Genomic DNA, 14,425 nt, shown 5'->3' with positions numbered 1-14,425 from the left:
CGTCCGTTACTCAAGTTGAACATATACTTGTTGTTCGCGCTTATTGGCAACTCAACGTATATCATTTACAATAATTGACGAGTTACACAAAAAAGTCTAGCCATGATGATTGGAACGGAATCGTCTCAGGTCCAACAGGATCTACGAAGGCAACAATCTGACCGTTGATTCCAGCACTATTGTATTTGCTTGGTGAACCTTTAGGGGTTAGACCTTGTTCTTTGCCATTTGTATCAATCAAAATCTTTCCAGCATCATTATAGTAAACATTTTCGCCTGTTTTATAAGAATCTCCAAATATCTGTTTGAAGCGAAGCTGCGTTTTCTTGTATGGTTTTGCCAATTTTTTCGACGCTTTTGATTGAGGTGTTTTAGGGTTTAGAAGTGAACGGTGGATTAAAATCTTATCACCCTCGTCGGGATTAAAGTTAGCCACATATGATACATTGTAATTATTATAGATAGGGCCAAGATCGTCATATTGTGTTCCTGAGTCTTTTTTTAAGATCATGCCCTTGGATGTGAGTTTAAATATATCCACTACGCCGTCTGTGCCGATCATCAAATCCTCCTTTATTCTTTGGATATGAGTCCTTGAACCGCTGGGTGAGGGCGTTAAAGGAGCACCAAAAATAGTCTGGATAGCTGCCTGGTCATCAGCAGTAAAGAAGAATGTAGCGCCGAACGAGCCTAGTCCACCATCATACTGAGACATGAGCGTATTATCCCAGCTGTAATTTGGATCACCTGGGTATCCATTAGGCGCGGTAATACCAATCGCCTCAAGTATTGTTGTCTCGATAGCACGAATATCTTCTATAGCTCCGTACTGCTTCTTATTGTGTTTACTGTACATTTGACCGTAACCATTTAAGTAACCAACTCCACCAATGAACTCCGTATTAGTAACAGGATCAACAGCTTTACCATTTTTGAAGGCATCCCCTTTAAACTTCCTATTTTCTTTGTATGGGACAAAATTTAAATGAATCTCACCGCGTTGCCCTTCTACTTTTTGGAAGCTAACCCCTGTAATTGAATCTATGAATTCAAAGATGGCGTCAATATAGTTGGATTGCTGAGGGTCTGCGGCAACTGGATTTTGCGTAATAGTTGAATTAGTCCAGCGATTGGAGCTATCAGTGTCAATCCACTTAAAATTCTTGGTTGAATAAGAGTATGTAATGACACCATCAGACGCTGCTTGTCTCGCATACTCCCGCTGAGGATCTCCAACAGAATGCAAAAGATACTCAGGCATGCTAGTAATGCAGATCTGACTATATTAACATGACTTGACCCAAATTCGAGGTATATGCATTAAGTGCATTCACCCCTTGATCAGTATCTCTCATGAGTAGTTCTTAAAATAACTAATTTAGATACTCCTCCTCTTCATATGATTTGGCGTAGGACAGTCATGACCCCATCCAGTTGTACCTGAACACCACCGATCATGTTGATATTGTCTAGCAAGACTACTATCCAATAATCCGAGATACTTAAACATGCTTATTCCTTGCCTATGACATTTAATGCAATTAATTCTCCAGCTGTTGCTCTGTTGATGCCAGAATATTGCCCCCTTCTTCTGAGCATACTTCTTCTTGTCACGATCATACTGACAAAACGGACAAAAGAATCTTGCTTTGTACCTCTTATTCACACTCTCTTCGTATCCATCAAGCCTGTTAATTAGTAATTGTCTGTAGTTGTAGTCTATAGGAGATTCCATTATCCTCTTGATTGCCTTGTCTAATTATAACAGTTAGGCTTTAATCCTGTCAACTTGACATGTTCGTCAAGTTTGACTAGAATTAGTACGTGGGTACGCAAGAGAATCTTTAGGTTCTTAAAGTATACATTCTTATAAATAACTACGTAGTAGTTGATCAGGTTGTAAGTAGCTGTAGAGTTCTCTAGATGCCCCAAGAGAGCAGTATCAATAAACACTAGAGATGCCCGAAGGGCAAATCCCGAAGGGATTTGATTCAAAGCTCCCCATAAAGCATATTTTAAACATCATTGTGCTGAGTATTCTGTCCACGACTAGTCATCTAAGACTGAAGAAATAGGCACTCTTGCATAAATCATTTAATCATAAATACCCATAGGATCCACAGAAAATCCATGATGACCAATCTAGTACATCCTAAACCTTTGAGAGATCAAATCTCCTTTAAGCAGCATGAGAACTACATTCTTGATATGAGAGATAGATTATGTGATCACTATCGACTCAACAAGAGTGACTTAATCAAATATCTGATTAAAAAAGAAGAGTTTGCATTGAAGAATCCCGCTGGAGTGCTGAACGTTCATCCATGAATAAATCAATATCTCTATCAAAAGTCGACTATCTAATGCTGGAATATATCGCTATGCACAGTCGCAGAAAACCTATAGAATGTCTACGGGAGTGGATTCATAAAGAATACAGTCAAATCAAGAAGTGATGAACCGTATGAAGGAGAAAATCATAGCAAAAATCAAGTATATAGAGGAACAGCTAGAGTCGCTTGATCACTATCTCCCTGAAACATATCAATACCTAATGGCAGAGTTGGATGTGCAGAGGCGCTTACTTGTAGAGATTGAACTCTCGGAGATGTTTAAGTAGACTGAATTGTACCTCTTGGGTCAGAACCTGTTTGTCATGATCGCGGCGGTTCTAACTATCTGCGACAAGAATAGAATCGCTTCAATAAAAGATCTATGACTCTAACCTACAAAGTCTTGCTTTTGCCTGAGTGTATCAGCGTTGTAGGTCAGCATAAATATAGATCCCTGCCCTCAATCTCATATCTATCAGGTCAAAGTGTTGACAGTCCAGAGCAAGGGTGATAAAATAAGGGCATCGATTTAGGCAATCGATTACGCAATACTCCTATTATCCTTGTCCAAAAGCCCATGACTTAATCACTGCAGAATAGATCTGTCTTGAATTATTACTCTTGAATTCAAACGTCGGTTCGCAGATCGTAATCCTAAGATTATCAACATATTAGTCCCAGCGACTACTATCCAGATCAAAGCTTTTTAATTTGTTCACGTTATTTACTCCTTCTATTATGTCCTGGAATATTATCCATTATTATTCATCTCTTCGCTTGATTGGCATCACGGATCATGATCACTTTGAATTGCTCTTGCTTGGGTTTAGCAAGGAACTTCTGAGTCTTATCCGAACGAATCCATCCAGCAGCATAGAATTTGGCGACCTTGATCTAGACCTCGAACTCCCTGATGAGGATCTGATCCCAGAGATCAATGAAGCTTTTAAGCGATACGTAAAAGAGACTTCCGTCGATGATTCTGTATTCTATTTGAGTCTCGAGTCGGAATATGACTCCGAGAATTCTTGTGATGCTGTCGTTGACTTCTTATGTCAAAAGCTCTTTGACTATTCTTGTGATCTATACTTCGTTCTGAGTACTGCAGCATTTGATCGCGGTGGTGGATATTCCCATCAGCGAGTGTGCTACCAGTTAAATAATGAGTTTGTCGTTGCTCCAATCCATGATTTTTTTGATAAATTCTTTAGTCAACCAAATCATGAATTGAACCGAGTTCTGTCTGCCATTCAGGCAGTCTGATTCTTCCAGTTGGTTTGGCGTAGGTTTTGAGAAGCATCTGTGTGCTGTGACCTGCCATTTGTGCCAAGTCAGCTGGTGAATTGCCCATTGCAAGTGCATGGGAGAGGAATGAATGGCGTTGCGCATAAAGTCTCCTCGGCTTAATACCGCAACGCACTAAACTTCTCTTCCAGACTCTGCCAAGCAAAGAATCGTATACGTTCTTGTGTGTTATAGGTGTGACAAATACAAGTCCATTGGAATCGTAGATTCCTTTTGACACCATTAAAGACTTATGTTCTTTAAGTACCTTGATAACTGAATAACCTATCGGCACAACCCGCTCTTTGCCTGTCTTTGTCGTGGACCAGAAGTATCGATGAGTGTTCAGACCATCGACCCTCAGGGTCTTGTGAATGATAATCTCGCCGCTGTCCCAGTGGATGCAGTCCCAGGTGAGTCCTCTGATCTCTGCGTTCCGCATTCCACTGCTCAACCACAGGAAGAATAAAGGGTAAAACCAGACCTCGTTCACTCTCAGATCTTCAAGTACAAGGGTGATCTCTTCTGTGCTTAGAACATCCGATAGTGAAGACCCCTTATTCACTTTGAGTTTGTGTTTGAAGAGGTGCTTGCTGTTCTCTGGGCACACACGTCTGAACTCACAAAGAATCCCGTCAACGGTTCGATTCTGGAGACCATTAGCGAGCATCCATTGTACGAACTCATCAACGTCACTTTTGTTCCTGAGGGTTTTGCCGTACTTCCTCAGAGTTCTGTAAGCATGGATAGTCCGCCCTTGTCTGTTCGCTTCAGAGAGGTGCTTTAAAGCTTCAAGTAAATCCGCATCTGCGTGCTCGTTGATGGGTTGGTATGAGCGAAGAGTGGTATCAAAAGTCCCTCCGCAATTGTCTGCCCAAATCTTCGCGCTTAGTGCTGATGCCCTTGCAACATCGCTAGGATCGTTCCATCGCCCAAGTCGATTGATAAACGCATCCTTGCCTTGGATTCTCACACGTAGCTGCAACGCCCCATTGTTGTTGCGTAGGGATGGTGGTTTACGCATCGCAGAGATGGCGGATACACCATGGCTAATTCATGAGGACACTTCAGCCAAGCCGCCGAGCCTGCTTTGAAGCCTTTGTTAGCCAACTCCGCAAATGTTGGTGTATGCGGGGGATTTTTGGAAATCTGGCTTGGGTTCTGGCTTTGGAGTGCTTTTTGTTCCTCTGATCCCTGATCACAGAACCACTCTGAAGGGGGTGCATCACTTGATGGACGTGATCCAGCGGCTCGTCGACAAGGGAAATTCTGTCCTGGTGATTGAGCACAACCTCGATGTGATCCGCTGTTCCGACTGGATCATTGACCTCGGTCCAGAAGGTGGCGATAAAGGGGGGCAGATTGTGGTTACGGGAACCCCTGAAGAAGTAGCAGAGCATCCCACCAGCCACACGGGGCGCTATCTCAAGCAGGTCTTGGAGCAGCATCCGCCCGAGCTGGTGGTGGTGGAGTGACTGGGTAATGGTTGGGTTGTGGCTTGGATTGTGGCTGTAGAAGCCGAGTTGGTCTTCAGAATTATGTTATAATTGGACAAGCTTTATCGCATAGATGGTCATGCCAAAATCTAAAAAGTCAAAATCTCTTCCAAAGAGTGCTCTATTATTCTCTACTTCGGATTCAGATTATGCACTAATACTGAAGCCAGCAACATTTGCTAAGGCAGAGAAAAAAGCTCTCAAGTTTGGGGGATATCTCGCAGATTTGTCTACCCCTGATGAGAACCCTGAGGTTTTTGACTCTATTACAGGGCTATTAGATCGGTCTCTGTATAAAAAATCAACAGCTTCGGATGGAGGTGGGTCTTCCTATGTCTGGCTAGGAGGCTCTGACTCCGGGTCCGAGGGGGTCTGGCGGTGGTCAAAATCAGGAGCATTAATTCCCACCGATAGCCCCGAATGGGGAAAAGGTGCTATGGGTCGTGAGCCTGATAACTTCCAAGGCACTCAGCACTATCTTGCTTTGGGTCTTGAGAACTGGCCATATGGTTCAGCAGATGGCATGGGATTTGGTAATGCTGGAATGTGGAATGATATTCAGGGAGGCAACAAGCTATTTTATCTTATTGAATTTAACTAAATCAATGCAATCCGCCGACTTGTATATCTACAAAATATCCTAGTCAATACAAGGTGTGCCATGCGCGCGCCAACCAACTATAGCTAGATGGTGGTTGTTCAGATAGCTGACTACCAACACTTTTTATTTGATAAGAGTCAGGAGCTTATTCTTGATCGACTATTAGACAAAGTCTATGATCACTGCATCTCGCTTATGCGTTTAACTTAAGTAGTTGATGGACTATTCTCATGAAACCGTTATATTTGAGTCCACTATCTATGTGAGCTAGTGCTTAATCCAGGCTGAATTCATATTCATCACCATCCAGGGGCAAGACTATGCATTCTCTGCATAGTCGCGGGAATCAAAGCGCAACTGCTACAATGACATTGGTTATATTCTTTTTGCAATGTCCCCAGACGTTATTACCGGAATCTGGAATGAAACCAAAAATCCCTTTATTGCAAACTGGGAAACTGATGATTCTTCTACTCAAGGCTATGTGAAGATCAATCAAAAAGGCAAAGGCAAGATGTATGTAGACAGCAATAAAAATGGCAAAAGAGACAAAAGTGATAAGGTAATCGCAAAAGTAATCGTTCTAGAATCGGCATCTGATCAGAATAATATCGGCTTTGGCACATGGACGGCAGACTTGGAATCTAGAACAGGCACTATCTTTAATCAAGATGGGGTCGAATTAGCAATTACACGTTACAAGGATGTATCGTACTTTATCTAATACTCTATTAGCATCAAGAGATTCTTAACGGAATAATTATTCTAAGATGCACCTACCTCCTCTTGAGTTAAACTAAATCAAAAAAGAACGACTGTTTTAAAAACCTGTAGTATTAATTCAGTTGACATGAATCTTTATCATGTCAACTGAATTTACGCGCTTTAATGATTAAATTGATCCAATCTATATCGTATTTAAATGCCATGGTGCAATATCTGCCCAATGCTGCTATTAATTCGTATATACAATTCTATAGGATATCTTAGCTACACTGCCATAAATACTTACTGTAATCAATCGAGCACTTATGGTTTAATAATAATGTTAAAACTGAGTTCACTTTGTAAGTTCTAAAGTGAACGACCCAACAAACTGGCGTACGTTAACAATCAAGTTATCAGACTAACCATATACCTGCTGTTGCAATATGTAGACTACCCAAAGAAGCCAAGCCATTCTGATTGGAATGGGATCGTCTCTGGGCCAATCGGATCAACAAAAGCAGCAGTCTGGCCAGCAAGACCTGCACTGTTGTACCTAAAATTAGAGCTCAAACCAGTCTTCTTGCCGTTTGTATCAATGTATATCTTACCTGCGTCATTGTAATAAACATTCTGACCAGTTGTGTATTGGTCTCCAAATATCTGCTTGAAGCGCAGCTTTGTTTTTTTAAATGGTTTTGCTAGCTTTTTTGAAGCTTGTGACACCGGACTCTTCGGATTAAGAAGCGACCGATGAATTAAAATCTTGTCTCCATCATCAGGATTGAAGTTCGCGACATACGGAATATTGTAGTTGTTGTATATAACGCCAAGGTCGTCATACTGTGTCCCTGCATCCTTCTTGAGGATCATACCCTTAGAGATGAGCTTAAAAGTATCAACAACCCCGTCCGTGCCCAGCATCAGATCTTCTTTTATTTTTTGGATATGAGTCTTTGAACCACTGGGGGAAGGACCGGATGGACTACCGAGAATTGTCTGGAGTGCTGCCTTGTCATCAGCAGTTAGGAAGAATGTTGCACCGAACGATCCAAGTCCGCCATCATTATACGACATAAGTGTATTATCCCAACTATAAGCTGGATCATCGCCATTTCCATTGGGAGTAGTAACGCCAAGGATCTCGAGTAAGGTTGTCTGGATGCCACGAATATCACTTAGAGCACCATACTGAGCTTGATTATGGAAGCTATAAATTTGACCATAACCATTTATGTAACTGCTGCCACCGTAAGACTCCGTGTTAACTACGGGGTCGACTATATTGCCTTCAGTGAAGTTGCCCTTGAACCTCTTATTGACCAGGGTTGGGACAAAGTTTAAATGTATCTCACCGCGTTGCCCTTCTACTTTTTGGAACTGCACACCCGTAATCGAATCAATAAACTCAAAAATAGTATCAATCCAAGTTGCTTGCTGCTGATCAGCTGCTTGAGGATTTTGAGTAATGGATGAACTAGGCCATCGTAAAGAGCTATTGGGTTCAACCCATCTAAAGTTGTCGGACGAATAAGAATATGTAATTACCCCATCAGACGCTGCCTGTCTCGCATATTCCCTTTGAGGATCGCCACTGGAATGCAAAAGGTATCCAGGCACGCTAGTAATGCAGATCTGACTATATTAACATGACTTGACCCAAATTCTAGGTATATGCATTAAGTGCATTCACCCCTTGATCAGTATCTCTCATGAGTAGTTCTTAAAATAATTAATTTAGATACTCCTCCTCTTCATATGATTTGGCGTAGGACAGTCATGACCCCATCCAGTTGTACTTGAACACCACCGATCATGTTGATATTGTCTAGCAAGACTACTATCCAATAATCCGAGATACTTAAACATGCTTATTCCTTGCCTATGACATTTAATGCAATTAATTCTCCAGCTGTTGCTCTGTTGATGCCAGAATATTGCCCCCTTCTTCTGAGCATACTTCTTCTTGTCACGATCATACTGACAAAACGGACAAAAGAATCTTGCTTTGTACCTCTTATTCACACTCTCTTCGTATCCATCAAGCCTGTTAATTAGTAATTGTCTGTAGTTGTAGTCTATAGGAGATTCCATTATCCTCTTGATTGCCTTGTCTAATTATAACAGTTAGGCTTTAATTCTGTCAACTTGACATGTTCGTCAAGTTTGACTAGAATTAGTACGTGGGTACGCAAGAGAATCTTTAGGTTCTTAAAGTATACATTCTTATAAATAACTACGTAGTAGTTGATCAGGTTGTAAGTAGCTGTAGAGTTCTCTAGATGCCCCAAGAGAGCAGTATCAATAAACACTAGAGATGCCCGAAGGGCAAATCCCGAAGGGATTTGATTCAAAGCTTCCCATAAAGCATATTTTAAACATCATTGTGCTTAGTATTCTGTCCACGACTAGTCATCTAAGACTGAAGAAATAGGCACTCTTACATAAATCATTTAATCATAAATACCCATAAGATCCACAGAAAATCCATAATGACCAATCTAGTACATCCTAAACCCTTGAGAGATCAAATCTCCTTTAAGCAGCATGAGAACTACATTCTTGATATGAGAGATAGATTATGTGATCACTATCGACTCAACAAGAGTGACTTAATCAAATATCTGATTAAAAAAGAAGAGTTTGCATTGAAGAATCCCGCTGGAGTGCTGAACGTTCATCCATGAATAAATCAATATCTCTATCAAAAGTCGACTATCTAATGCTGGAATATATCGCTAAGCACAGTCGCAGAAAACCTATAGACTGTCTACGGGAGTGGATTCATAAAGAATACAGTCAAATCAAGAAGTGATGAACCGTAGGAAGGAGAAAATCATAGCAAAAATCAAGTATATAGAGGAACAGCTAGAGTCGCTTGATCACTATCTCCCTGAAACATATCAATACCTAATGGCAGAGTTGGATGTGCAGAGGCGTTTACTTGTAGAGATTGAACTCGCGGAGATGTTTAAGTAGACTGAATTGTACCTCTTGGGTCAGAACCTGTTTGTCATGATCGCGGCGGTTCTAACTATCTGCGACAAGAATAGAATCGCTTCAATAACAGATCTATGACTCTAACCTACAAAGTCTTGCTTTTGCCTGAGTGTATCAGCGTTGTAGGTCAGCATAAATATAGATCCCTGCCCTCAATCTCATATCTATCAGGTCAAAGTGTTGACAGTCCAGAGCAAGGGTGATAAAATAAGGGCATCGATTCAGGTAATCGATTACGCAATACCCCTATTATCCTTGTCCAAAAGCCCATGACTTAATCACTGCAGAATAGATCTGTCTTGAATTATTACTCTTGAATTCAGGCGTCGGTTCGCAGATCGTAATCCTAAGATTATCAACATATTAGTCCCAGCGACTACTATCCAGATCAAAGCTTTTTAATTTGTTCACGTTATTTACGCCTTCTATTATGTCCTGGAATATTAACCATTATTATTCATCTCTTCGCTTGATTGGCATCACGGATCATGATCACTTTGAATTGCTCTTGCTTGGGTTTAGCAAGGAACTTCTGAGTCTTATCCGAACGAATCCATCCAGCAGCATAGAATTTGGCGACCTTGATCTAGACCTCGAACTTCCTGATGAGGATCTGATCCCAGAGATCAATGAAGCATTTAAGCGATACGTAAAAGAGACTTCCGTCGATGATTCTGTATTCTATTTGAGTCTCGAGTCGGAATATGACTCCGAGAATTCTTGTGATGCTGTCGTTGACTTCTTATGTCAAAAGCTCTTTGACTATTCTTGTGATCCATACTTCGTTCTGAGTACTGCAGCATTTGATCGCGGTGGTGGATATTCCCATCAGCGAGTGTGCTATCAGTTAAATAATGAGTTTGTCGTTGCTCCAATCCATGATTTTTTTGATAAATTCTTTAGTCAACCAAATCATGAATTGAACCGAGTTCTCTCTGCCATTCAGGCAGTCTGATTCTTCCAGTTGGTTTGGCGTAGGTTTTGAGAAGCATCTGTGTGCTGTGACCTGCCATTTGTGCCAAGTCAGCTGGTGAATTGCCCATTGCAAGTGCATGGGAGAGGAATGAATGGCGTTGCGCATAAAGTCTCCTCGGTTTAATACCGCAACGCACTAAACTTCTCTTCCAGACTTTGCCAAGCAAAGAATCGTATACGTTCTTGTGTGTTATAGGTGTGACAAATACAAGTCCATTGTAATCGTAGATTCCTTTTGACACCATTAAAGACTTATGTTCTTGAAGTACCTTGATAACTGAATAACCTATCGGCACAACCCGCTCTTTGCCTGTCTTTGTCGTGGACCAGAAGTATCGATGAGTGTTCAGACCATCGACCCTCAGGGTCTTGTGAATGATAATCTCGCCGCTGTCCCAGTGGATGCAGTCCCAGGTGAGTCCTCTGATCTCTGCGTTCCGCATTCCACTGCTCAACCACAGGAAGAATAAGGGGTAAAACCAGACCTCGTTCACTCTCAGATCTTCAAGTACAAGGGTGATCTCTTCTGTGCTTAGAACATCCGATAGTGAAGACCCCTTATTCACTTTGAGTTTGTGTTTGAAGAGGTGCTTGCTGTTCTCTGGGCACACACGTCTGAACTCACAAAGAATCCCGTCAACGGTTCGATTCTGGAGACCATTAGCGAGCATCCATTGTACGAACTCATCAACGTCACTTTTGTTCCTGAGGGTTTTGCCGTACTTCCTCAGAGTTCTGTAAGCATGGATAGTCCGCCCTTGTCTGTTCGCTTCAGAAAGGTGCTTTAAAGCTTCAAGTAAATCCGCATCTGCGTGCTCGTTGCTGGGTTGGTATGAGCGAAGAGTGGTATCAAAAGTCCCTCCGCAATAGTCTGCCCAAATCTTCGCGCTTAGTGCTGATGCCCTTGCAACATCGCTAGGATCGTTCCATCGCCCAAGTCGATTGATAAACGCATCCTTGCCTTGGATTCTCACACGTAGCTGCAACGCCCCATTGTTGTTGCGTAGGGATGGTGGTTTACGCATCGCAGAGATGGCGGATACACCATGGCTAATTCATGAGGACACTTCAGCCAAGCCGCCGAGCCTGCTTTGAAGCCTTTGTTAGCCAACTCCGCAAATGTTGGTGTATGCGGGGGGATTTTTGGGAATCTGGCTTGGGTTCTGGCTTTGGAGTGCTTTTTGTTCCTCTGATCCCTGATCACAGAACCACTCTGAAGGGGGTGCATCACTTGATGGATGTGATTCAGCGTCTTGTCGACAAAGGCAATTCAGTGCTGGTGATTGAGCACAACCTCGATGTGATTCGCTGCTCCGACTGGATCATCGATCTGGGTCCAGAAGGTGGCGACAAAGGCGGGAAGATCGTCGTCACGGGTACGCCTGAGGAGGTGGCGGAACATCCCACCTCCCACACAGGGCGCTATCTCAAGCAGGTGTTGGAGCAGCATCCGCCTCAGGCAGTCGCCGCTTAACCCCACAACGAGGTCATTCGGTTGTTGATTAGGTCAACAACGGAACCAGTTCTGCCATGGCTTCATTCCCAGCGATGCCCAAGAGCTGACCAGAGCCCGTGTCGTCTTCCGCCTGCAGCTCGGCTGTATCCAGCCGCAGGCTGCGACCGTCGTTCAACACCGCGGCCACCACAGCACTGCGATCTTCCCGGAGATCGATCAGCTGATCACCCCGTTGGCTGAAGCGTACGCCGATTTGCCCGATGTCGCCCCGCTGGCAACGGCGCAGGCTGTTGGCCGCCAGGCGCTTGAGTTGCCCGGAGCGGCTGGCCAGCAGCACACAACCATCGGGGCTGACGCCGGCAGCCCCCACCACGCTTTCACCGGGGAGCAAGCGCAACAGCACGGGCCCTTGCGCGTTGCGGCCCATCACGGGCAGGTTGGCGTCGTTCACTGCCAGCCGCAGCATCCGGCCGGTGGAGCTGGCCACCACCAGCTCCTCATCGTCGCGGCAGAGCACCACCCGCTGCAGGGTCACGCCGTCTTTGAGCTTCAGCACCGAGGTGGCGCGGCCGGAGAGCTCCTGGAAATCCTCGATCGGCAGTCGCTTGAAGCGCCCATCGCTGCTCAGCAAACCCACGCTGGCTCCCGCTGCTTGCTCACCACTGGGCAGAGGCAGCAGTTGCACCACCTGCTCGCCATTCATGCCCTCCGGCAGGAATTTCTCGAGCGTGCCCGGTTGCTGGCCGGCGAATTCCCAACGCAGCAGCGCCACCCGGCCCGCATCGGTAAAGGCGAGCAGCGCCGGCTTCTCGCTGATCGGCAGGATCAGACGTGCCGGTGAGGGGTTGTCGCCCAGCGGTGCTGGCTCATCCAGGTGGAGGCGACCGAGCAGCTGCGGACCCACCACCTTCACCTGTCCGTCGGCCTGGATCACCAGACGGCCGTCGCTGGGCAGCCCTTCGAAGGCGCGCTGGCGCAGGACTTCGGTGTTGGGGCGTTGGGCGGCGGTGCGCTGGGCCACCAGTTCGTCGCCCCCTTCCACCAGGCGTGTGCGGCGCGGAGTGGCAAAGCGCTTCTTCAGGGCCTTGAACTCGGCCACCATCGCGTCGAGCAGGGCTGGACGCTCATCCAGCAGGTGCCGCAGGCGGGCGCGCTCCTGGCGCAGATCTTCGGCTTCTTTGCGCAGGCTTTCCTGCTCGAGGCCGGTGAGGCGCCGCAGCGGCATGGCGAGCACCGCATCGGCCTGGCGCTCGTTGAGGTCGAGATGCACCTGCAGGCTGGCCCGGGCGCTGGCGGCATCGGGGGCGGCGGTGATCATCTCGATCACCTTGGGCAGGGCGTTGAGGGCGGTGATCAGGCCTTCCACCACCTCGAGCCGGTCTTCGGCGCGCTTGAGGGCGTGCCGGGTGCGGCGGATCAGGGTGAGCTCGCGGTAGTCGAGGAATTCCTGCAGCAGCTGGCGCAGGGTGAGCTGGATCGGCTTGCCGTGCACCAGGGCCAGCAGGATCGCGCCGTAGTTGCTTTGCAGGGCGGTGCGGCGTTGCAGTTCGCCCAGCACTGTTTCCGGGTTGGCATCGCGGCGCAGTTCCACCACCACCCGCATGCCTTCGCGGTCGGATTCGTCGCGGATGTCGGCGATGCCGTTGATCTTTCCGTCGTTCACCTGCTCGGCCAGCTTTTCGATCCAGCCGGCTTTGCTCAGCTGATACGGCAGCTCTGTGATCACCACGGCGCCGCGCTTGTGGCGGCCCTTACCGGGCTGGATCTCTTCGATGTGGGCCACGCCCCGCATCGGGATGCTGCCGCGGCCGGTGAGATAGGTATCGCGCACACCGCTGCCGGTGAGCACCTCGCCGCCGGTGGGGAAGTCTGGCCCGGGCACCAGCTCCAGCAGCTTCTCGTCGCTGAGATCCGGTTTACGCACCAGGGCGATCAGGGCGTCCACCACTTCGCCCAGGTTGTGGGGCGGGATGTTGGTGGCCATGCCCACGGCGATGCCGGTGCAGCCGTTGAGGATCAGGAACGGCAGCTGGGCTGGCAGCACCGTGGGCTCCTGTTGGGAGCCGTCGAAGTTGGGGGCGAAATCAACGGTGTCGTCGCCGATTTCATCGAGCATCGCCTCATTGGCGATCGGTGCCAGGCGCGTTTCCGTGTAACGCATGGCGGCCGGTGGGTCGTCGTCCACCGAGCCGAAGTTGCCGTGGCCATCCAGCAGCGGGTTGCGGCTGGCGAAGGTCTGCACCAGGCGCACTAGGGCGTCGTACACGGCCTGGTCGCCGTGGGGGTGGTACTTACCGAGCACGTCGCCCACCACGCGGGCGCACTTGCGGTAAGGGCGATCCGGGGTCAGCCCCAGCTCGTGCATCGCATAGAGGATGCGGCGCTGCACCGGCTTGAGACCGTCGCGGGCGTCGGGCAGGGCCCGGCCCACGATCACGCTCATCGCGTATTCGAGGTACGAGCGCTGCATCTCCTGATGCAGCTCGATCGGCTGGATACGCCGGTCGTCGGATGGATCCGGCAGCGGCTGTTCGGGGCGCGCCTTGGGCATCCGTGGCTCAGGCCGGGGGGCTGA

Annotated in this window: 9 protein-coding genes and 2 pseudogenes; 6 read left to right on the top strand and 5 right to left on the bottom strand. The window is 46.8% G+C overall.

Going from position 1 to position 14,425, the window contains the following annotated elements:
• Nucleotides 1-82: 82 nt before the first annotated feature.
• Complete coding sequence (locus CB0101_RS08595) at nt 83-1,261, bottom strand: hypothetical protein (RefSeq protein ID WP_136644055.1); 1,179 nt, start codon at nt 1,259-1,261, stop codon at nt 83-85.
• Between the two features lie 1,783 nt (nt 1,262-3,044).
• Here CB0101_RS08595 and CB0101_RS08590 point away from each other — a divergent pair.
• The gene (locus CB0101_RS08590; RefSeq protein ID WP_168187967.1) at nt 3,045-3,596 is read left to right on the top strand and encodes a hypothetical protein; all 552 of its coding nucleotides are present in this window, start codon (nt 3,045-3,047) and stop codon (nt 3,594-3,596) included.
• On the opposite strand, the gene CB0101_RS08585 is transcribed toward CB0101_RS08590, so the two are convergent.
• Entirely contained in the window at nt 3,541-4,602 is a 1,062-nt protein-coding gene (locus tag CB0101_RS08585; RefSeq protein WP_371413559.1) for a site-specific integrase, read from the bottom strand. The two genes, CB0101_RS08590 and CB0101_RS08585, sit on opposite strands and share 56 nt — an antisense overlap.
• Before the next feature lie 235 nt (nt 4,603-4,837).
• Here CB0101_RS08585 and CB0101_RS08580 point away from each other — a divergent pair.
• The 3 genes and pseudogenes from CB0101_RS08580 to CB0101_RS08570 all read left to right on the top strand — a co-directional run.
• Nucleotides 4,838-5,092 (top strand): annotated as a pseudogene (locus CB0101_RS08580) (hypothetical protein); the annotation flags it as partial.
• Nucleotides 5,093-5,192: 100 nt separating this feature from the next.
• Nucleotides 5,193-5,714 (top strand): C-type lectin domain-containing protein, encoded by a 522-nt coding sequence (locus CB0101_RS08575; protein ID WP_168187966.1) that lies wholly within the window; start codon nt 5,193-5,195, stop codon nt 5,712-5,714.
• Nucleotides 5,715-6,105: 391 nt separating this feature from the next.
• On the top strand, nt 6,106-6,438 hold the full coding sequence (locus CB0101_RS08570; protein ID WP_136644052.1) for a hypothetical protein: 333 nt from the start codon (nt 6,106-6,108) through the stop codon (nt 6,436-6,438).
• Nucleotides 6,439-6,872: 434 nt separating this feature from the next.
• On the opposite strand, the gene CB0101_RS08565 is transcribed toward CB0101_RS08570, so the two are convergent.
• Nucleotides 6,873-8,039 (bottom strand): hypothetical protein, encoded by a 1,167-nt coding sequence (locus CB0101_RS08565; protein ID WP_136644051.1) that lies wholly within the window; start codon nt 8,037-8,039, stop codon nt 6,873-6,875.
• Between the two features lie 1,783 nt (nt 8,040-9,822).
• Between CB0101_RS08565 and CB0101_RS08560 the strand changes: the two genes are divergently transcribed.
• Nucleotides 9,823-10,374, top strand: a complete 552-nt coding sequence (locus CB0101_RS08560) for a hypothetical protein (protein ID WP_168187965.1) — start codon at nt 9,823-9,825, stop codon at nt 10,372-10,374.
• On the opposite strand, the gene CB0101_RS08555 is transcribed toward CB0101_RS08560, so the two are convergent.
• The gene (locus CB0101_RS08555) at nt 10,319-11,380 is read right to left on the bottom strand and encodes a site-specific integrase (RefSeq protein WP_371413558.1); all 1,062 of its coding nucleotides are present in this window, start codon (nt 11,378-11,380) and stop codon (nt 10,319-10,321) included. The genes CB0101_RS08560 and CB0101_RS08555 overlap by 56 nt on opposite strands.
• 236 nt (nt 11,381-11,616) lie before the next feature.
• Here CB0101_RS08555 and CB0101_RS08550 point away from each other — a divergent pair.
• Nucleotides 11,617-11,868, top strand: a pseudogene (locus CB0101_RS08550) (hypothetical protein); the annotation flags it as partial.
• Between the two features lie 28 nt (nt 11,869-11,896).
• On the opposite strand, the gene CB0101_RS08545 reads toward CB0101_RS08550, so the two are convergent.
• Complete coding sequence (locus tag CB0101_RS08545) at nt 11,897-14,401, bottom strand: DNA topoisomerase (ATP-hydrolyzing) subunit A (RefSeq protein WP_010312597.1); 2,505 nt, start codon at nt 14,399-14,401, stop codon at nt 11,897-11,899.
• Nucleotides 14,402-14,425: the final 24 nt, after the last annotated feature.

Origin of the sequence: Synechococcus sp. CB0101, assembly GCF_000179235.2 — a bacterium.
Taxonomy (GTDB): Bacteria; Cyanobacteriota; Cyanobacteriia; order PCC-6307; family Cyanobiaceae; genus Vulcanococcus.
This window is presented reverse-complemented; position numbering and strand designations above follow the sequence as displayed.

Coding starts and splice junctions, on each gene's coding strand:
- CB0101_RS08595 (WP_136644055.1), bottom strand. CDS start 1,261: ATGCCTGAGTATCTTTTGCATTCTGTTGGAGATCCTCAGCGGGAGTAT.
- CB0101_RS08575 (WP_168187966.1), top strand. CDS start 5,193: ATGCCAAAATCTAAAAAGTCAAAATCTCTTCCAAAGAGTGCTCTATTA.
- CB0101_RS08570 (WP_136644052.1), top strand. CDS start 6,106: ATGTCCCCAGACGTTATTACCGGAATCTGGAATGAAACCAAAAATCCC.
- CB0101_RS08545 (WP_010312597.1), bottom strand. CDS start 14,401: ATGCCCAAGGCGCGCCCCGAACAGCCGCTGCCGGATCCATCCGACGAC.